The sequence below is a fragment of the Venatorbacter sp. C2-1 genome (assembly GCF_022832715.1).
GTDB lineage: Bacteria > Pseudomonadota > Gammaproteobacteria > Pseudomonadales > Oceanobacteraceae > Venatoribacter > Venatoribacter alkanivorans.
In genome coordinates this window covers 1,358,140-1,376,518 of sequence record NZ_CP094879.1, presented here as the reverse complement: position 1 = coordinate 1,376,518, position 18,379 = coordinate 1,358,140, and the positions used below count along the sequence as shown (strand labels likewise).

Below are 18,379 nucleotides of genomic sequence, written 5' to 3'. Positions count from 1 at the left end.
CCCGTGTTGCGGGCGTTATGTGCAAATAGTGAAAGGAGAATAAATTGAGTTCTGATGATCGTGAGCGCACATTGGCTGATGTAGAAAAGACATTCTACGAGGCAATGAGTAAGAACACAGTATTTTCCTCCTTAAATCGTTCTGCATCTGCTCTTGAAAAGCTTGCCGTTAATACTGAGGCTTTAACTGCCGAGCTTAAGAATGCCAATGAATCTTCTACTAGATTAACCAAAAGTCTAAATTGGTTAACTTTTGCTGCTGTTGTAATCGCGGCTGGCGCATTGGCACTGGAAATATATAAACTATGCGCTGCCAACTAGCACATAACAAACCGCTTAAATACGTTCCGGCCACAAAAGGCGTGGCCTCCACCGGACTCGCTAACGCTCGCCGCTTAGCGGAGCGTTCTGTTCGCTAGGAAAAGACTCATGACCGACGAAGAGATCTTGAAGTTTATAAAGGAATTGGACGTCTATATCCCAAAAATTGGTGCAGAAGCTAGGTTGGTGGCTTACGGCGAAACTGCTCTTTATGCAAATAAAGAGGGATTCCTTCGAATGGCTGTAGAGTTAATGAAGTGCGCCTTCGAAGAAACACACCCTGATGCCTGTATGCATTACCTATTTGACAAGAGCTCAGACTTTGGGATTGATAACCTTGCAAGAACGAAAGAGCAGCTGGCTTCTTTCACTAGCTAGAGAAAAACAGAACAAGTTGGTGTTGCGGATCGCCTTCGGCTCCCGCAAACCAAAGCGTTAGGCGAAAAGCATGGAACTAATTAAGAACATCTATCAAGGCCAGCTTGACCCACCAGAAGGTGAGGTATGGTTTGGCCTATTTGATAAATATATAAGCTTTGCAATTGAAGATTCTGCTGACATTGAATACGCAACAAAATGTGCAGAATATTTGAATAATTTAAGCGAAGAAATAATTCGTAATATTTGTGAAGCATCAATTCGCTATTGCAATTCATTCTTAGACGCTATCTGCGAGCCTACAATTGAATTTAATAACTACAAAGATGTACTACCAAAAATATACCCATCCACACTTCTCATCCCTGATCCAGAAAATGGTGACGAACCAATTGTACATATGGAGTTAAACTGCGAATGGGAACCAGAGCATGGTATGGAGTGGATCGTGCGTGGCAAGGAAGTTCTTTATGTTGGCGCTTTCAATGGCACATACCCCTGGGCTGAGATTTCAAAGAGTGATTCATGGAACTACGCCTAACAAGTCAATTAACTTCGCGCCTTTGGCGCCGGACGCAGCAAAGCTGCGCCGGTTATTGAGGCGTTAACTGGCCATGAGAAACGAGCCCGACTTGAATAAACGAATAACTGAACTGACCGATAGTGCTACGGACTTATTGGAGGAGTTAGCCTCGCAAACTCAGCCTGCATCCAATCAACAGGTCAAGGATCTAGATTGGTACGCTTCTGAGTTGGCGAAATTAGCTTACGGAAATAATCGGCCTGAGTATCTAGTGAAGGAGATGTGTTCCCTTATATCTTGGTGCGGCCATATTCACGAGCCGGAAATATATGAAAATTTTGTTGCTTCACTAAGAAATCGCCCATTGGTGACGCCTTCATGGAGCAGCAGTTAACAAGCAAAGGCAAAGCAACACGTACCGCGCGCCTGCTTTGATCGTTATGTGCATACGGGGTATGGAGTCCGCACAATCCATTAGGTTTATAAAAGGAGAATAATTATGTTAACTAGATTTTTGGCAAATTCATTCGCTGGTATTCTTGAGATACTAATGTGGTTGATCGTACTCATGGGAACACTTAGTGCTGTCGGTTCTGAAATTACTGGCAATCCAATTTTTGATGCGGGCATTGGATTTATTTCTTCTCTCATATTTTCAGTAATATTCTTTGGCCCTATCATGCTGATTGTAGATTTAAAGAAGAGCGTTAACAACATTGAAACAATACTCAAAAATAGGAGTTAACATCTTGATTCAGGCATATAACAAATTGCTCAATGTCACCTTAATCCTCCTCCGGTTTAACAGACACCAAAGCTGAATTAATATCGCCCCACTCCGTTACCCCCTTAAAATAAAGTAATCTATGAAATTTTCTGAACCTGAAAAAGAAGCCCTGCTGGCGCTGAAGGGCGTTGGCCCGACCGTGATCAAACGCTTTGAGGAAATTGGTATCAGTTCGCTGGCTGAGCTGGCCGCTTACAACGCAGAAGATATCGCCGAGAGAGTGGCTCAGATGCTGAGAACCACCTGCTGGAAAAACAGCCCACAAGCGAAAGCGGCAATTAATGCCGCGATTGAACGGGCCAAAGCCGGTTTATAAGCGGAAAGTGATGCGATGAAACGTACAGCACTGAATATTATTATTTTCCTGTTGGGAGCTACCGCTGGCTTGTTCAGTGCCTGGGTCTGTTCCTATCGCGAAAGTCCGCCTGCAGCAGAACAACAGCCATTACTGGAAAATGTGATGCGCCATGCCAGCACGGAAATTGCCGCAGAGAATTATGCCTGTGAAGGCAGCCCGGTTACCACAGTGGGAGCTGTTATTGCCTCGCTGCTGGAAATAAATAATACAACCAGCAGAAACCGTCTGAGTTACGGTTGTTATAACGAAGTCTGTACGCTGTCGGTTTCCGATTGCAAACCCTGGCAGGATCAGGAATGCTCCACTCGCTTTTTAAAATTTGAGCGCGATAGCCAACAGCAGATTCTGCCAGACAGTTTCAGTTGCCTTGATATGCCCTGAACTCTCTTTGTTGTTAAAACTCTCTTTGTTGTTAAAACTCTCTTTGTTGTTAAACTTCCCCCGGATAATTATGATCAGACCCGCTGCCGGTATCCGTCTGGATACCACAACCTCTCCTACTACGCTGCCCCCACCCGGTGCAGGCAGCACACAGGCAGCCCGCAGTGATATCGACACAATACTGACAGTCTGGCTGGATGCGTCCGTTAAAGCCCATGATTTTATTGAGTCATCATTCTGGCAGTCTCAGCTGGATAATATGCGCGATGTGTATTTACCCAACTCCGATGTCTGGGTATTTGAGCTAAACGCACAGGTTGTCGGTTTTTATGCTCTGCATAACAACACGCTGGCCGCCATATTTGTTGCTCCGCAACAGCAGGGTCGGGGCATTGGTAAACAATTATTAAATCACGCTAAACAGCAGCGCAATGAGCTGCATCTTACGGTATATAAAGCCAACGAACCCAGCTGTCGTTTTTACCGGAATCAGGGCTTTACACTGGTCCGGGAACAAACCGACAGTCATACCGGACATACTGAATTACTGCTGCACTTTACGGCGTAGTCCGCCACACGTAAGCAAAGGAGATGAGGATGAAGGATTCAAAGACATTCTGGGATAACAGTGCACAGCGCTATGCCAAAAGCCGGATTCAGGATGAAGCGGCCTACCGTAAGAAGCTGGAAATAACCCAGCACTATCTGCAACCCGATTGGTCAGTACTGGAGTTTGGCTGTGGCACCGGCAGCACCGCGATGGTTCATGCGCCGTATGTTAAAGAGGTTCTGGCAACGGATATTTCCGACAATATGCTGGCCATTGCGGCACAGAAAGCCAAAGATGCTGGTATCGGTAATATCCGTTTTCAGCAGGGAACGCTGGAAAGTATTAATCCACCCGCGGCCAGCTTTGACGCGGTGCTGGGGCTGAATATCCTGCACCTGCTGGAAGATCCTGATTCCGCTATCAACGCCAGTTATAAGGCGTTAAAGCCAGGCGGTGTATTTATTACCAGCACAGCGCTGGTGAAGGAAATGAATATCTTCTGGCGTATGCTGATTCCGGTTATGCAGGTGCTGAATCTGGCGCCCTTTGTGAATCGTTTTAATAAAACGGAGTTAGTGGAAAAACTGACCCGGGCCGGATTCAGTATCGATCATCTCTGGCAACCGGCAGCACAGTCCGTTTTTATTGTTGCCAGAAAATAATCAGAGATTTTTTCAGGCTTTTTTATCGTCCTGAATCCGGCTGTAACCCAGAATCCAGTAGCTCATCAGCCGGTAGGTAAAATAGCAGACAAAACCGGCAAAAATCGTATCACTTAAAAAGTGCCCGCCCTGCACAATACGCCCGGCGCTGACCACAATACCCACGGCCATACCAGCCCAGAACCAGCTGCGACGACGGAAGACCCAGGCAAAAGCCATCAGCCAGAATCCCATCGCCGCATGTCCGCTAACGAAAGATTTACATTTTTTTGCACACTGGTCAGAAATCACAAAGGCCGGAGTAAAACCACTGTGGCCACCAAATTCCTGCACCTGTTTTGGCCGTGCGCGCTCGAAACCTTCTTTAAACACTCCGTGTACCAGAATACCGGGGCCCGCCAGCAACGACACCAGAATAAATACCCAGGCTTTACGCTGCGCCTGTGCAATACCACCTTTAACAAAGGTCAGTGCAACGGCAATCAGTAATACCGGCACCAGCACATAGGGCACATAACGAAATAGCGCATACACCGACTCGCTGACCGGGTGATTGGCCAGCGGCCAGCGGCCTTGTTCTGCGTCGTAAAACCAGCGGCTGACGCTCAGATCAATCTGCGGAAAAATGACAAAAATAGCGGCCAGAAGAATAAATAAAATCCAATCGATGTGCTGTTTTGCAAAAGCCATGTGGGTTAAATCCGCGTTAAACATAAAGAGCGCAAGGATAACGGTTTTAATGCCAACAGCCCAGTGACCAGCTCCTGCCAGGCTTTCTTGCGCGTTCTTCCTGCGCCCTTCTGTTACTTGCGGCTCACCCTTCTCTTCTTACTTGCTTTCTCAAAACCATAAATGTTACGTTATAACATATGTTAATTGTGATAACTCACGCAACCCGGTACGAGGATTCAATGAACGCTCCTGCGACTTCCCCCACCCATTCAACTCCGGCGATGGCCGATACCCGCCTGCCGGTTACCGTGCTGTCTGGCTTTCTCGGTGCCGGTAAAACCACCCTGCTCAATCACATTCTGCATAACCGCGATAACCGTCGGGTGGCGGTGATTGTGAATGATATGAGCGAGGTGAATATCGATGCTGCGTTCGTAAAAGACGAAGTTGAGCTGAAGCGTGGTGAAGAAAAACTGGTGGAGATGAGCAACGGCTGCATTTGCTGCACCCTGCGCGAAGACCTGTTAATTGAGGTACGCCAACTGGCGGAAGCCGGGCGCTTTGATTATCTGGTGATTGAATCCACCGGCATCGCCGAGCCGCTGCCGGTGGCTGAAACCTTTACCTTCGCCGATGAAGATGGCGTCAGCCTGTCGGATATTGCCCGCCTGGATACGATGGTCACGGTGGTCGATGCGGTGAATTTTCTGCAGGATTTTGACGCTGCCCGTTCATTGCAGGAAAGCGGTGAATCCTTGGGTGAAGACGACCAGCGCAGTGTCAGCGACCTGCTGATTGATCAGATCGAGTTCTGCGACAAGCTGTTGATCAGCAAAACCGATCTGGTCAGCGCGGAGCAACTGCAGCGCCTGCAGGCCATTCTGCACAGTCTGAATCCACGCGCTGAACAGATCCCGATGGTTAAAGGCAATGCGCCGCTGGACAAAGTACTGGGCACCGGCAGTTTTGATTTTGATCAGGCCGCTCAGGCACCGGGCTGGCTGCAGGAATTACGCGGCGAGCATAATCCGGAAACGGAAGAATACGGTATCGGCAGTTTTGTTTACCGCGCGCGCAGACCCTTTCACCCGCAAAAATTCTGGGATTTTCTGCATCAGGACTGGCCAGATGGCAAGCTGCTGCGCTCCAAAGGCTATTTCTGGCTGGCCAGCCGCCCGCAATTTGCCGGTCAATGGAGTCAGGCTGGCGGTATTGCCCACCATGGTTTTGCCGGCATGTTCTGGAAAGCCGTACCCGATGAGCGCTGGCCACAGGATGAAGAGTCCCTCGCCTATATCCGCGAAAAATGGGTGGAGCCTTTTGGCGATATGCGCCAGGAGCTGGTGTTTATCGGGCAAGGGCTGGACGCTGCGGAAGTCACAGCCCAGCTGGATGCCTGCCTGCTGAACGATAAAGAACTGCTGGCCGGGAAAGAGCTCTGGCAACAACTGCCCGACCCATTCCCAGCCTGGGAGTAACCCCGCTCACAACGGCTCAGGCTTACTGCATTTTATACGGAATAATCTGCTCAACCGTCATGCGGTAGGCCGAAGTCGCAACGTCATTTTTATTCACTTCCGTCAGCAGCGTGCCTTCAATCCAGAACGGATCGTAGATGGTTTCCAGCATTACCCCATCGCTGCTTTTGCCCAGAATCAGCTGATTCGGTGGTGGTGGCGGCAGATGAATACAGGCGCCGTAGTAAGGCACCAGAAAGAACTCGGTGACTACCTGCTGGTCATCAAACTCCAGCGGGACTATGTAGCCCGGAATACGGACTTTCTGGCCGTTAAATTCAGCGCGGATATTGGTTGATTGCAACGCCCGGTGCCAGTCAGTCTGTGGCTGATCCGGGTTTTTCCCCGCTTCGCCCTGTCCCAGCGCCGCATCAATCTGATCTTCTTCTGAGCCATCGGCAATCGCCGCCAGCTCAGCCGGTGGATTCGACAGCGCCTTAAAATCCTCATCCGGCAGCAAATCGGCAAATTCAATTTCGCGATAGACCGGGTCTGCGGCCTGCGCGCTTGTAAAACAAACGGCATAGCCGAGTACCAGCAGCCAGAAGCCAGCAGTCCGGCGACTGCCCGACAGCAGAGAACGAAAAACAGCCATCTCAGGGTTTCCTATTCTTAAAGTTATAATATAACATATCATTTCTTTGGCGCGCCGCACCTTGCCAAGCAGGCAGCGCCAACGTTACTGACACAAGACGCAGACTATAAGGAATTCAGCATGAACCTACGAGCACAACCCCAGGTACGCTTCCGTCACCTCCATTTGCTTAAGCCGGTAACGACCACCGCCTTAACCACCTTGCTGGCCCTGACCCTGAGCGCCTGTGGTGGCGACAGCAGCAGTGACAGCAGTGATAACGATCATAACCATGATCACGCCGAAGGTGGTCGTTTGATTTACTCTCTGTCCGGCTCTGCTGACACCCTGAAAATGTTTGATCAGACAGTTGCAAGCGAGCAGTTCACCTCCACCACCGTAGCCACAGGTGCCGATGCTCAGCTGGTTCTGTCTAACGATGGTGTCACCCTCGCCATGCTGAATGGCAGTGATCTGAGCATTGTCAGTTCGGGTCTGGAGCATATGCACGGTGAAGATGCTCACGCTCATGCTGTTGCAACATTAACCGCAGCCCATATTGCCGATGTCGCTCAGGTCGTCGCCACAACGGATCATTTCTCTGTGCTGAAAAATGATGGCAGCGGCCTGCTGCTGGAAGCCGCCGATGGCGAAGTCGTTAGCGGGCTGAATTTACCCAACAACCTTGTCTACCCGGCCCTGGCTTTACAGGGCGGTCAGTTCATGACCTTTACGGCTAACGCTGTAACCCCGGCCAATACCGACATCACCGTGGTTAATGCTGACGGCACAACCGGTACCGATGGTCTGATTTGGGTACGCCCGCACGACGGTGGCTACTTTGCAGAATCCATGACCTGCGCCGATGGCGTAGAACAAACTGCTCAGACTGAAAACTTCACGCTTATTTTATGCGGTGATGGCACCTTGCGCTGGCTGATCAGCGGCTATGTAACCATTGACGGCCATCCGCAAGGCGCCGGTGAAACCCTCCATGTCACCCAGCGCTACCCTGCCACCGAAACCCGCCGTGAAGGTGCTGTCGGTGAAGTAACAACAGGCAGTACCGGCTTTATCGAAAACATTACCGGTTTAACCAAAACGAACCATGAACACAGTGTTATTGCTGCCTGGTCTGCCGGTCAGCTGTGGCTGGTCAATGCGCACAACGATCATCCACACCGTGGCGATTTAGTGTCCGTTACCGGTGAAAACTTCGGTGACATTATCGCGGTGACAACAACAACCGAAGACGATGCCATCGCTCTTCTGAGTAACAGCGGCAAGCTGGCCGTGAGCCGCTTTGATGTCGATGAGAGCAGTAATCCGGTAGCCAGCGGAGAAACTACACGGGAGCAACTGGGAGCCGCTGCAGCAATCTGGAACACAGCTAATGCTCAGCTGCTGGCCGGTGCTTTTGAGTTTCTGGTTGTAAACAGTGCAACAGGCACACTGTACGAAGTCGATACCCATAGTGCTGAAGACGATTATCACCTGCACTCAACGACTGCCAACAGCAACCTGAACAATGCCTTCAGCGCTGTATTCGCTCATGTAGCAGAGGAAGAGCACGCGGATGATGATCACGATCATTAATTACTCTGCGTAACCCCTGCTCAGATAACCCGGGCCAGCATCTGCTGGCCCTTACGTTTCAGGTTCTTTTTTATGCCTCGTCTGTTTCTCGTTATTACAAGTCTTACTTCCGCTTGCCTGTCCGTTGAGGCACTCGCTCATTCCGCCGAACTTGATACCGTCGTTGTCAGCAGTGCCGGACAGAATTCAATCTATGATGTTGCCCAACCTGCGACCGTTCTTAATAAGGACGCGATCAACGACAACCCGGGTGACACCCTCGGTACATTACTCGACAGCACGCCAGGTATTGCCAACGCCTCGTTTGGGCCCGGCGTTGGCAGGCCGGTTATTCGCGGTATGAGCGGCAGCCGGGTAAAAATCCTGCAGAATGGCAGTGACAGTGCCGACTTATCCGCCATGAGCTCCGACCACTCACCCATGGCAGAAGCCAGCTCCGCAGAACAGATTGAAGTGATCTACGGTCCGGCCACCCTGATGTACGGTGGTGGCGCCATTGGCGGCGTGGTTAACCTGATTGACCGCCGCATCCATGAACAACCAGGCTCAGGCCTGAGCGGCGGACTGAATATTAAAGGCAGCAGTAACGACAGCGGTTACAGCACTGATGGCTTAATGGATACAAGCCGTGGCAACTGGACACTGCATCTCGACGGTTTTCATCGCAGTGCCGCTGATTACCATAGCGGCGAGCGCGGCAATATACCCGCCGCCAGTAACAGTGGCCGCATCGCCAACAGTGACAGCGAAGGCTCAGGAGGTGCTGTTGCCCTGAGCTGGGCCGACGGTAACCGGGGCTTTATCGGTGGCAGCATCAGCACCCTGGAATATGACTACGGTGTGCCCAATACCGATGGCGAAGCTTTCCGGGTTAAGCCTACGCAAGTCCGTTACGATCTGAAAGGTGCCTGGCGTCCTGACCCGTCCGGCGCTTTCAGCTGGCTGGATGAATGGCGAACCGAGCTGTCATTCAACGATTATGAACACGCAGAAACCGGGGCCCGGAATGATATTCCCGGTGCTGCCACTGTGGATATCGGCCTGTTTGAGCAGGAAAGCCGGGAGCTGCAAAGCCGTATCCGCCATGCGGCATTCGGCCAGTGGCAGGGAACCTTTGGCCTGCAGATGAAATATCAGAAACTGGCCTTATGCCATAATCACAGCGGCTGCAGCGGCATCCCTTCGTTTGCGGCAACCGCCTGGGATGGAGCAACCGGCTTCAACCTGTTAAACCGTGAACGTGGCGGCTTTCTGCATTCCCACTCAACGCCAATGCCCCTGAACGAAACCACGCAAACCGGTGTGTTTCTGGTTGAACAACGAGATTGGGCACAGGGTACGCTGGAACTTGGAGCACGCCTTGATTCTGTCAGTATCAGCTCAGACCCGGACCCGATTGACCCCAACTATCGCCAGCAACGCAGCTACTACAACGACAAAAATTTCAATCCGGCGACGTTGTCGGCAGCAGGCACCTGGGTGCTGGATGAGCAACAGCGTCTGGGACTGAATCTGGCACGGGTACAGCGCGCACCGGATGCCGCCGAGCTGTTCTGGAATGGTGACCATCATGCAACCTTCTCGTTCCAGCTCGATAATCCCGACCTGAGCGTGGAAACCGCCTGGACAGTGGATATTAACTGGCTGCGTGAAAGCGAACATGACCGCGTAAAAATCGCCCTGTTCCACTACCGTTTCCAGGATTACATCTACAACGAGCTGAAAGATTTTACCGACCCCTTCCACGATAATAATGTGTATCGTCATGAGCAGGACGATGCCCGTTTTCTCGGTGCGGAGTTCAGCTGGCAGCACAACATTGACGAACTCTGGCATCTGGATATCAATGCCGATGTGGTTCAGGCGCGTCTGCGTAACGGTGATCATCTGCCACGTACGCCACCGGCCAGTGTCCTGTTTGCCATCAACCGGGAAAGCGGGCATCTGCTGATGCGTCTGGAAGGACAGGCAACAGCCAGCCAGAAGCGCACCGCCGCCAACGAAGACCCCAGCGACGGCCATACGCTGCTGAACGCCAGCCTCAGTTATCGCCAATTGTTAGCGCACAGCGAATTGCTCTGGCGCCTCGCCGCCAGTAACCTGACCGACCAATACGCCCTTAATCATGTGTCCTACCTGAAACATGCTGCGCCGCTTGCCGGACGCAATGTGCAGTTAGGGCTGAACTGGAGCTTCTGATCAGCATGCGCAACCCCGGTCTTTCTGCAGATCAACCTGTAGCCGCACAGCCGGTGCTGGAAATCCGCCATCTGCTGCACGCCTGGCCGGACGCACAATCCGGACAGGCGGAAACGCTGCTGGATATCCGCAATTTTCAATTACAGACCGGCGAGCGCTGTTTTCTGCATGGCCCGTCGGGCAGCGGTAAATCGACCCTGCTGAATATTATTGCCGGCCTCTGTCAGCCCAGCACCGGAGAGGTATGGCTGGCCGGTAAATCGCTGTGGCAACTGAGCGCACGTCAGCGCGACCACCTGCGTGCCAGCAAAACCGGTGTGATCAGCCAGACCTTTAACCTGCTGCCCTATCTGACGGTGAGCGAAAATCTGCAGCTGATGCAGAATTTTGCCGGGCAGCACAATGACCGTGACTGGCAGAGCTATCTGCTGCAACAGCTGAACCTGAGCGCTCAGACGAACCAGACCGTGGCGCGGCTGAGCGTTGGCCAGCAGCAGCGCGCCGCCATTGCCCGCGCGCTGGTACACCGTCCGGCACTGATCATCGCCGACGAACCGACCTCGGCACTGGATAGTGCAAACAAAGATGCCTTTATGCGCCTGCTGCTGCAGGAGTGTTCAGCCAGCGGCGCCAGCCTGTTACTGGTCAGCCACGACCTCAGCCTGCAGCCACATTTTGACCGGGTGCTGGATATTGCCAGCTGCAAGCCCGGTCAGCGCGCAACGCCGGAGTCAGATAAGGAGCCGCTGCCATGCTGATGCGTCTGGCCGTTAAAAGTCTGCTGCAGCGTAAACTGGCGGTGGCGCTGATAGTGCTGGCGATGAGCCTGAGTCTCGCCACCCTGTTACTGACGCGCAGCTTAAGCAGCGAGTTACGCAGCAGTTTCAGCAACAGTATCAGCGGCACCGACCTGATTGTGGCCGCCCGCAGCCATCCGCTGCAGGTGTTGCTGTATTCGGTATTCCGCATGGGCACGCCGACTCAGGCGATGTCGGCAGAGCGCTGGCATGAAATCGGACAACGACCGCAAACCGCCTGGACCTTTCCCATCGTGCTCGGCGACTCCCATCAGGGCTATGCGGTGATCGGCACCAACGACGACTACTTCCGCCACTTCCGTTATGGCCGCCAGCAGGCGCTGCAATTAAGCAGCGCCCTGCCGGCAATCAATCTGCAGCAACCGCACTTTGCTGAACCGCTGCAGGTGTTTATTGGTGCCACCGTGGCGCGCGAGCGTGGCTATCAAACGGACGATCATCTGCACCTTAGCCATGGCAGCCACGGCCACAGCTTTATGCAACACAAAGACGTGGAATTTATCGTCGCCGGTATTCTGCAGCCGACCGGTACGCCGGTTGACCGCTCGCTGCATGTGCATCTGCAGACACTGGAAGCGCTGCACGATCCGCAACAGGCCAGGCGTCTGGCAAAGGCCGGCTGGCAGGATCTGCCTGAGGCTGATGCGATCTCCGCCCTCTTTGTTGGGCTGACTTCACGGCCGCTGTTATTTCAGCTGCAGAACGTTTTAAACCAGCCCCATCAGGAGCCATTAACCGCGGTGATTCCCGGCGTCGCCCTGAGCGAATTCTGGCAACTGCTGGGTAACGCCGAACAACTGCTGCAGGCGCTGAGCCTGCTGATGTTAATCACCAGCCTGCTCGGCTCGGTGGCCATGCTGCAGGTAACCGTGGCCGGACGGCGTCAGGAAATTGCCCTGCTGCGTATTATCGGCGCCCGCCCGCTGTACCTCTTTGTGCTGCTGGAAACCGAGGTATTACTGCTGACGCTGCTCAGCTGGTTGCTGGCCCTGAGCATGGCCGCGGCTACTCAGTGGCTGGCCCAGCCGCTGCTGGCCGAACATTACGGCCTGTTGATTGAACCACTGCTCAACCTGCAGGACGTCTGGTTCTACGCTGCGCTCAGTCTGGGCCTGGCACTGCTCGCCGGCTTGTTACCGGCGCTGTCGGCCTACCGCTTGTCGTTAACGACTCAGCATTAAACCGCGAGCATTAAACCGCCAGCATTAAACCGGCGACATCAGCCGGCTGGCCACTTCAGAGTGGTCAGTAAAGACAAGTGACTGACCGGCGCGAACCGGCAGCGCATCACCCAGGCTCCTACACTGAGGGATCAGCACAGGAGCTTATAATGACAATCAAACTTCCTTTCCCTGCTTTGCGCTTGCGCAAACCCCGTGGCCAGCAATGTCTCAACGCCGGACTGCTGCTCAGTGCCGGTCTGTTACTGAGCGCCTGCGGTCAGTCCGATAACCAGATCAGCATCAGCAGCGACGAACGCGCGGCTACCGCCATCACCATTGCCGCCAACCGTCAGGTGGCAGAGCAACTGAACCTGAATGATCAGCAGGATTTTGACGATGCCCGCCGTGGCCTGATTGCCAGCCCGGAAAACCTGCAGGTTACTTCGCTGGCCGACCCGGCGACAAAGGTCTGGGATATGCCCGCCTACGGTTTTGTCCAGGGCGATGCGCCCGACAGCGTCAACCCCAGTCTGTGGCGTCAGGCGCAGCTGAATAATATTCATGGTTTATTTGAAGTAACGCCGGGCATTTATCAGCTGCGTGGCTTCGATTTATCCAATATGACGCTGATTAAAGGTGACAGTGGCTGGATTGTAATCGACCCGATCACCGCTAAAGAAACTGCACGCACCGCCTTTAATTTTGCCATGCAACAACTGGCAGAACGTTACCCGGGTAAACAGAATATCAGCGCCATTTTATTTACCCACAGCCATATCGACCATTTTGGCGGTGTGCTCGGCATTATCAGCCAGCAGGAAATTGAGCAGGGTAATATTCCGGTGATTGCACCGGCCGGATTTATGGAAGAAGCCACCAGCGAAAATATTATTGCCGGTACCGCCATGAGCCGCCGTGCGGTGTATATGTACGGTAAAAATCTGGCCCGCGATGAATTTGGCCATGTGGATTCCGGCTTAGGTAAAAGCCCGGCCTTTGGTGAATTCAGTATTATTGAACCCAATCAGCTGGTCAGTGAAACCCCGACCGAGCTGACCATTGACGGTGTTCAGTTTCAGTTCCAGTACACGCCGGAATCCGAAGCACCGGCCGAGTTCACCTTTTATTTACCGCAATATAAAGCCTTCTGCGGTGGCGAAGTGGTATCGCGCAATATGCACAACCTCTATACCCTGCGTGGTGCCAAGGTACGCGATGCACTGAAATGGAGTGCCTATATTGAAGAAGCACGTAACCTGTTTGCCGATGCCGATATTTATTTTGCCAGCCATCACTGGCCGATGTGGGGCAAAGAGCGGATTCAGACCTTCCTGAAACAACAGCGCGATACCTATAAATTTATTCACGACCAGACCGTGCGCCGTATGAACCAGGGCATGACACCGGGTGAAATTGCCGAAGATCTGGCCCTGCCCGATTCCCTCGCCCAGGCCTTTTCCAGCCGGGGTTATTACGGCACGGTAAAACACAATGCACGTGCTGTTTATCAGGGCTATTTAGGCTGGTACGACGCCAACCCGGCCCACCTTGATCCGCTGCCCGATCCGCAACGGGCCGCCGGTTATGTTGCTCTCGCCGGAGGCGCAGGTGCTCTGCTGGAAAAAGCACAAAGTGCGTTTGATGCCGGTAATTACCGCTGGAGTGCCGAGCTGCTCAACCATCTGGTGTTTGCCGAACCGGATAATAGTGCGGCACGTAAACTGCTGGCACGTAATTATGATCAGCTGGGTTATCAGGCCGAATCCGGTCCGTGGCGTGATGTGTATTTAACCGCGGCACTGGAATTACGTACCGGCACACCAGAAACCGGCATTAATATCGCCACCATGAAAGATATGCTGCTGCAGACACCGGTGGCCAACTTCTTCGATACTCTGGCTGTACGCTTAAAAGCAGAAGATGCCGCCGATAAAAACTGGCGCATTAAAATTAACTTTACCGATCTGAATGAAAGCCATCTGCTGTGGGTTGAAAATGCCGTGCTGCATCACCGTCTGCTTAGCAAAGACACGCCGCTGGAAGGCGAAATCAACGCCAGCCTGAACCTGACTCACCCGCTGTTTATCAGCATGCTGATTGGTGAGGCCGGGTTAAAAGACACGCTGTTTTCCGATGACCTGAGCATTGATGGCAGCAAGATTGATCTGGTGCGTTTTTTCAGCCTGTTTGAAAAGCCTGCAACATCATTTGCGATTGTGTTGCCGGATTAAGGACTTCTTAAATACACTCCCGGCATAGTCCGTTTGCCCCGCAGAATAGATTTTCTGCGGGGCACTGCGGTCCCACAGCCTGGAGTGTCACTCCATAATCGACGACTGTTTTTCAACCTGAAACGCCTTTCCGGGGCAAGCCCCTGGCCCCCTGTAAGGAGAGGTACCTCCTTACGATCCTCTCTTTTCGGCGCGTCCGGCTTCATCCAGCCAACTGCAATGATTATGCGGCACGCAAAACAATTCGCCCCGGAACGACGCTTTAAAACACCAAGCATTTGTATCGTTCCGGGGCAGGGTTTTGCTCTGAAGGCCGCAGAATCATCTTGTTGACTGGCGCCGCACGATCGCCGGTTTAAGCAATCCGCTCAGCCGTATTTCAACGGAAACCGTGTTTGAGACATGATATTTAAAAAATGCGTTTGATCTGAAAAGCGGCAGTACGGTGATGGTTTTCTGCGCCTCTGGGGCCGCCGCAGAAACCGCTGATATGTCTGGTCTGTCCGCAGGGATGCGGACAAGCGGCTCCGGCCATGGATGGCCGATGAGGCGCGCGGCCAGTAAATATCAAGGTTTTAAGGGTGACGGCCCAGAAAGCGCGAAGCTGGGGTCGGCCCGCCGGCAAGGGGATAAGTTCCCCTGGGAGGCATTGGGCCTGGATGTTAAAAAAATGCTGTTTCCACAATATTCATTAAAGCAATGGAGCAGCAGCACTCTGCGGGGCATTTTTTAAGATCCGACGCTTTTCTTTTCCTTACGGTATTGCCCCGGCGTCTGCTCAAACCAGCGCTGAAACGCGCGGTTAAAATTACTGCTGTCACTGAAGCCCAGCCGTAACGCTATATCCGTTACCGGCACCGCTGTCTGTAGCAGGTAATGTACCGCCATTTCACGCCGAACTTCTTCCAGTACCTGACGGAAACTGGTGCCTTCCTGTTGCAGATAACGCCGCAGCGTCCGTTCGCTCAGATTAAATACCTGTGCGGTATCGGCCAGCGTCGGTTCACCCTGTTCCAGCACTGCCTGAATGCTGTTTTTTATCCGCTCGTGCCAGTTAAGGGCATTCATTTTTTGCAGATATTGTTCAACCAGTGCTTCGTTGGCTGCGGCCAGTTGTGAATCGCCGGGCAATGCCATTTTTATCAGCTGAGCACGCTCAAACCACAGACAGTTGGTGGCCTGCTGAAAATTGACCGGGCACTGAAAAAACGTGCTCCAGCGCTCATTGCCTGTTGCGGGTAAAGACCGCATTAATTCAACATTCTGCACCAGCAGATTCTGCCCGGTTAATTGCCGGGCAAAGGTAACGATGGTGGCAAAAAAACCATCAACGGCGAGGGCGCTGATCGGCACTCCCGCCAGAGGATCAATGGCAAAACCGATGCGGTGTGGCTGATGAATAACGCGGATATTAACGGTGTTGGAAATCATGGCGTGATAGCGCCCGATTTTTTCGATCACCTGCTGCATATTCTGGCAACTGATCATCAGCAGACCGAGGGCGCGAAAATGCATCGGCTGCACATAACGTGAAACTTCCAGGCCAAAAGCCGGATTCGCAGTAATCTGTTCCACCCGGTCCCAGAACGCGGTCATGGTGGCAATGGCAACACGGCTGTCGGGATGCTGCTCCAGCTCCTGCAGGTTAAGGCCGACGTCCTGCAGCAAAGGCACAGGGTCGCGACCGGATTCCTGCAGGGCTTTGCAGATGGCCAGCGCCCAGGCGGCAATAGTGGAATAAGAAGGCTGATTCATGGCGAACCTGTATTGGGGCCTGTTAATACGCAGTGATCAGCCGGACGACATAACTCCGGCCAGAAAAGACTGCACAGCGGCCAATACCGTCTGGCTGTCTTCCAGTTGAGGATAATGACCAATACCCGGCAATTGCACAATGTTTTCCCCGCCCACCAGTTCACGGTAACGGGCCACCATATGCGCACCGGAAATAGGATCGGCAGAGCCATTAATCAGCGCCAGAGGTACGCTGGTGTTCTGCAATGCGCCAACCCAACGCTCACGGAATTGTCGCCGCTCACTCATATAACGGATCAGTTTATGAAAAACCCGCAGCCCCTGTTGCTGTGAAATTAATGTCCAGAAGCCCTGCAGTTCTTCGTCGCTGAGTGGCTTTGCACAGATATGAGCAAAGGTTTTCTGCAGTTTTTTATAAGAATACAAACGGGCAAACAGTGGTCCCAGCGGACTGATCAGTAATTTCTGTACCAGCACCGGTTTGTGGGTTTCGGGAAACAGCCCGCCATTTAATAAAATACAGGCGCTTATGCTGCTTTTTTTGCTGCCGTTACTGGTGCCATTCTGGTCAAGATCACGGGCCAGTAATTCCTGTGCCACGGTATCGCCATAATCGTGTGCCAGAATGCTGTATTGCTGAATATTCAGATGTTTAAGCAGGGCCTGCTGTAAATCCGCCTGAAAGGCAATACGGTAATCACCATTCTGCGGTTTGCCACTGAAGCCAAAACCGAGCATATCCATCGTGATTACAAAATAGTTCTCGCTCAGCGCCTGCCACTGGTAACGCCAGTCCCAGGAGGCGGTAGGAAAACCATGAATCAGCAGCAATGCTGGTTTTTTTTCATCGCCGGCGGTGCAGTAGAAAATATCCTGACCCAGCAAGGAAATACGTTTCCCCTGCTGTTGCCACTGGTTTAACGATGGTGCGTTGGCGCTCATAAAAACCCTTTTTTATTCTTATAAAAACAGAGCAGAGCTTAATTTAAGCCCTGCTCTTTGTTTCAGGACCTGTTAACACCAATTAAACAGACCCTGGCGATAACCTTTCAGCGCACAGGTTTACTGCGCACAATATTACTGCGCATAAGGTGCCTGAATACGCTCCAGTTTACGCAATAATCCGGGCCATGCCAGTTTGCCACCGGCATTGCGGGTGACCTGCTGTGCTGCTTGTTTAATACCGGCCACAATGGCATCCGGTACCATAATTAATTCGCTGCCACCGGACTGCGCCAGTAACTGCACTTCGCAGGCACGCTGCAGAATAAACATATTCAGAAAGGCATCGGCAACGTTATCAGCACAGGTCAGTAAACCGTGATTACGCAGAATCATAAACCGGGTTTCACCCAGATCCGCTACTAAGCGGACTTTTTCTTCCGGATTTAATGCCACGCCTTCGTATTCGTGGTAGCTCAGGCCAGACAACGGAAACAGCGATTGCTGGGATATTGCCAGCAGGCCATCTTTCTGTGCCGAAACCGCCACACCTTCTTTGGTGTGTAAATGGATCACGCACTTAGCATCATCACGGGCTTCGTGTACCGCACTGTGAATGGTGAAACCGGCCGGGTTAATTTCATATTCCGACGGCATCACTTTATTGCCCTGCAGATCCACCTTAACCAGACTGGACGCCGATACTTCGTCAAACATCATTCCGTAGGGGTTAATCAGAAAATGATGCTCCGGACCGGGAACACGGGCAGAGATATGGGTAAAAATCAGGTCGTCCCAACCATAATGGGCGACCAGGTTATAACAGGCGGCCAGATCAACCCGCATCTGCCATTCTTCGGCGGATACCTGTTCACGGACGCTGACGGCGTTTTGCTTGGTCATCTTAAACTCCTCTGGTTATTATTCTCACCAGCAACATACCCCGCCTGAGC

At 52.5% G+C, this 18,379-nt stretch carries 19 protein-coding genes; 14 read left to right on the top strand and 5 right to left on the bottom strand.

What is annotated here, in order from left to right:
* Window positions 1-44 precede the first annotated feature (44 nt).
* The 8 genes from MT343_RS06215 to MT343_RS06180 all read left to right on the top strand — a co-directional run bounded on the left by MT343_RS06215 (window position 45) and on the right by MT343_RS06180 (window position 3,959).
* Window positions 45-320, top strand: coding sequence for a hypothetical protein (locus tag MT343_RS06215; protein WP_145469271.1), 276 nt, complete (start codon window positions 45-47; stop codon window positions 318-320).
* Window positions 321-428: 108 nt separating this feature from the next.
* Window positions 429-698 carry a hypothetical protein gene (locus MT343_RS06210; RefSeq protein WP_145469270.1) on the top strand — a complete coding sequence of 90 codons (270 nt, stop codon included), beginning with the start codon at window positions 429-431 and terminating at the stop codon, window positions 696-698.
* A gap of 70 nt (window positions 699-768) precedes the next feature.
* Entirely contained in the window at window positions 769-1,239 is a 471-nt protein-coding gene (locus MT343_RS06205; RefSeq protein WP_145469269.1) for a DUF6985 domain-containing protein, read from the top strand.
* Window positions 1,240-1,720: 481 nt separating this feature from the next.
* Window positions 1,721-1,966 (top strand): hypothetical protein, encoded by a 246-nt coding sequence (locus MT343_RS06200; protein ID WP_145469268.1) that lies wholly within the window; start codon window positions 1,721-1,723, stop codon window positions 1,964-1,966.
* Between the two features lie 121 nt (window positions 1,967-2,087).
* Window positions 2,088-2,324 carry a helix-hairpin-helix domain-containing protein gene (locus tag MT343_RS06195; protein WP_145469267.1) on the top strand — a complete coding sequence of 79 codons (237 nt, stop codon included), beginning with the start codon at window positions 2,088-2,090 and terminating at the stop codon, window positions 2,322-2,324.
* A gap of 15 nt (window positions 2,325-2,339) precedes the next feature.
* The gene (locus MT343_RS06190; protein WP_145469266.1) at window positions 2,340-2,747 is read left to right on the top strand and encodes a hypothetical protein; all 408 of its coding nucleotides are present in this window, start codon (window positions 2,340-2,342) and stop codon (window positions 2,745-2,747) included.
* A gap of 70 nt (window positions 2,748-2,817) precedes the next feature.
* Window positions 2,818-3,315, top strand: coding sequence for an N-acetyltransferase (locus tag MT343_RS06185; RefSeq protein WP_145469265.1), 498 nt, complete (start codon window positions 2,818-2,820; stop codon window positions 3,313-3,315).
* Window positions 3,316-3,344: 29 nt separating this feature from the next.
* Complete coding sequence (locus MT343_RS06180) at window positions 3,345-3,959, top strand: class I SAM-dependent methyltransferase (protein ID WP_145469264.1); 615 nt, start codon at window positions 3,345-3,347, stop codon at window positions 3,957-3,959.
* A gap of 12 nt (window positions 3,960-3,971) precedes the next feature.
* On the opposite strand, the gene MT343_RS06175 is transcribed toward MT343_RS06180, so the two are convergent.
* Entirely contained in the window at window positions 3,972-4,649 is a 678-nt protein-coding gene (locus MT343_RS06175) for a phosphatase PAP2 family protein (protein WP_186435928.1), read from the bottom strand.
* 221 nt (window positions 4,650-4,870) lie between these two features.
* On the opposite strand from MT343_RS06175, the gene zigA reads away from it, so the two are divergent.
* Window positions 4,871-6,109, top strand: coding sequence for a zinc metallochaperone GTPase ZigA (gene zigA, locus MT343_RS06170; RefSeq protein ID WP_304650332.1), 1,239 nt, complete (start codon window positions 4,871-4,873; stop codon window positions 6,107-6,109).
* A 22-nt stretch (window positions 6,110-6,131) separates the two neighbouring features.
* Here the strand turns inward: zigA and MT343_RS06165 are convergent, their stop codons facing one another.
* The gene (locus MT343_RS06165) at window positions 6,132-6,743 is read right to left on the bottom strand and encodes a DUF3299 domain-containing protein (protein WP_145469262.1); all 612 of its coding nucleotides are present in this window, start codon (window positions 6,741-6,743) and stop codon (window positions 6,132-6,134) included.
* A 120-nt stretch (window positions 6,744-6,863) separates the two neighbouring features.
* Here MT343_RS06165 and MT343_RS06160 point away from each other — a divergent pair, with 120 nt between their 5' ends.
* The 5 genes from MT343_RS06160 (at window position 6,864) to MT343_RS06140 (ending at window position 14,729) form a co-directional block, all read left to right on the top strand.
* Window positions 6,864-8,318 carry a hypothetical protein gene (locus MT343_RS06160; RefSeq protein ID WP_145469261.1) on the top strand — a complete coding sequence of 485 codons (1,455 nt, stop codon included), beginning with the start codon at window positions 6,864-6,866 and terminating at the stop codon, window positions 8,316-8,318.
* Window positions 8,319-8,390: 72 nt separating this feature from the next.
* Window positions 8,391-10,517, top strand: coding sequence for a TonB-dependent receptor (locus MT343_RS06155; RefSeq protein ID WP_145469260.1), 2,127 nt, complete (start codon window positions 8,391-8,393; stop codon window positions 10,515-10,517).
* A gap of 5 nt (window positions 10,518-10,522) precedes the next feature.
* A complete protein-coding gene (locus MT343_RS06150) occupies window positions 10,523-11,275 on the top strand; it encodes an ABC transporter ATP-binding protein (protein ID WP_145469259.1) in 753 nt (250 codons plus the stop codon).
* On the top strand, window positions 11,269-12,516 hold the full coding sequence (locus MT343_RS06145) for an FtsX-like permease family protein (RefSeq protein WP_145469258.1): 1,248 nt from the start codon (window positions 11,269-11,271) through the stop codon (window positions 12,514-12,516). The genes MT343_RS06150 and MT343_RS06145 overlap by 7 nt, the downstream gene beginning before the upstream one ends.
* 149 nt (window positions 12,517-12,665) lie before the next feature.
* On the top strand, window positions 12,666-14,729 hold the full coding sequence (locus MT343_RS06140; protein ID WP_145469257.1) for an alkyl/aryl-sulfatase: 2,064 nt from the start codon (window positions 12,666-12,668) through the stop codon (window positions 14,727-14,729).
* A gap of 729 nt (window positions 14,730-15,458) precedes the next feature.
* Here the strand turns inward: MT343_RS06140 and MT343_RS06135 are convergent.
* The 3 genes from MT343_RS06135 to MT343_RS06125 all read right to left on the bottom strand — a co-directional run bounded on the left by MT343_RS06135 (window position 15,459) and on the right by MT343_RS06125 (window position 18,329).
* Window positions 15,459-16,484, bottom strand: a complete 1,026-nt coding sequence (locus tag MT343_RS06135) for an AraC family transcriptional regulator (RefSeq protein ID WP_145469256.1) — start codon at window positions 16,482-16,484, stop codon at window positions 15,459-15,461.
* A 36-nt stretch (window positions 16,485-16,520) separates the two neighbouring features.
* Window positions 16,521-17,426, bottom strand: a complete 906-nt coding sequence (locus MT343_RS06130; protein ID WP_145469255.1) for an alpha/beta fold hydrolase — start codon at window positions 17,424-17,426, stop codon at window positions 16,521-16,523.
* Between the two features lie 135 nt (window positions 17,427-17,561).
* A complete protein-coding gene (locus MT343_RS06125; RefSeq protein WP_145469254.1) occupies window positions 17,562-18,329 on the bottom strand; it encodes a class II aldolase/adducin family protein in 768 nt (255 codons plus the stop codon).
* Between the last annotated feature and the right edge of the window lie 50 nt (window positions 18,330-18,379).

Excerpts from the sequence above, each read along its gene's own strand:
- MT343_RS06210 (WP_145469270.1), top strand. The coding sequence starts at position 429 with ATGACCGACGAAGAGATCTTGAAGTTTATAAAGGAATTGGACGTCTAT.
- MT343_RS06205 (WP_145469269.1), top strand. The coding sequence starts at position 769 with ATGGAACTAATTAAGAACATCTATCAAGGCCAGCTTGACCCACCAGAA.
- MT343_RS06200 (WP_145469268.1), top strand. The coding sequence starts at position 1,721 with ATGTTAACTAGATTTTTGGCAAATTCATTCGCTGGTATTCTTGAGATA.
- MT343_RS06195 (WP_145469267.1), top strand. The coding sequence starts at position 2,088 with ATGAAATTTTCTGAACCTGAAAAAGAAGCCCTGCTGGCGCTGAAGGGC.
- MT343_RS06190 (WP_145469266.1), top strand. The coding sequence starts at position 2,340 with ATGAAACGTACAGCACTGAATATTATTATTTTCCTGTTGGGAGCTACC.
- MT343_RS06185 (WP_145469265.1), top strand. The coding sequence starts at position 2,818 with ATGATCAGACCCGCTGCCGGTATCCGTCTGGATACCACAACCTCTCCT.
- MT343_RS06180 (WP_145469264.1), top strand. The coding sequence starts at position 3,345 with ATGAAGGATTCAAAGACATTCTGGGATAACAGTGCACAGCGCTATGCC.
- MT343_RS06175 (WP_186435928.1), bottom strand. The coding sequence starts at position 4,649 with ATGGCTTTTGCAAAACAGCACATCGATTGGATTTTATTTATTCTTCTG.
- zigA (WP_304650332.1), top strand. The coding sequence starts at position 4,871 with ATGAACGCTCCTGCGACTTCCCCCACCCATTCAACTCCGGCGATGGCC.
- MT343_RS06165 (WP_145469262.1), bottom strand. The coding sequence starts at position 6,743 with ATGGCTGTTTTTCGTTCTCTGCTGTCGGGCAGTCGCCGGACTGCTGGC.
- MT343_RS06160 (WP_145469261.1), top strand. The coding sequence starts at position 6,864 with ATGAACCTACGAGCACAACCCCAGGTACGCTTCCGTCACCTCCATTTG.
- MT343_RS06155 (WP_145469260.1), top strand. The coding sequence starts at position 8,391 with ATGCCTCGTCTGTTTCTCGTTATTACAAGTCTTACTTCCGCTTGCCTG.
- MT343_RS06150 (WP_145469259.1), top strand. The coding sequence starts at position 10,523 with ATGCGCAACCCCGGTCTTTCTGCAGATCAACCTGTAGCCGCACAGCCG.
- MT343_RS06145 (WP_145469258.1), top strand. The coding sequence starts at position 11,269 with ATGCTGATGCGTCTGGCCGTTAAAAGTCTGCTGCAGCGTAAACTGGCG.
- MT343_RS06140 (WP_145469257.1), top strand. The coding sequence starts at position 12,666 with ATGACAATCAAACTTCCTTTCCCTGCTTTGCGCTTGCGCAAACCCCGT.
- MT343_RS06135 (WP_145469256.1), bottom strand. The coding sequence starts at position 16,484 with ATGAATCAGCCTTCTTATTCCACTATTGCCGCCTGGGCGCTGGCCATC.
- MT343_RS06130 (WP_145469255.1), bottom strand. The coding sequence starts at position 17,426 with ATGAGCGCCAACGCACCATCGTTAAACCAGTGGCAACAGCAGGGGAAA.
- MT343_RS06125 (WP_145469254.1), bottom strand. The coding sequence starts at position 18,329 with ATGACCAAGCAAAACGCCGTCAGCGTCCGTGAACAGGTATCCGCCGAA.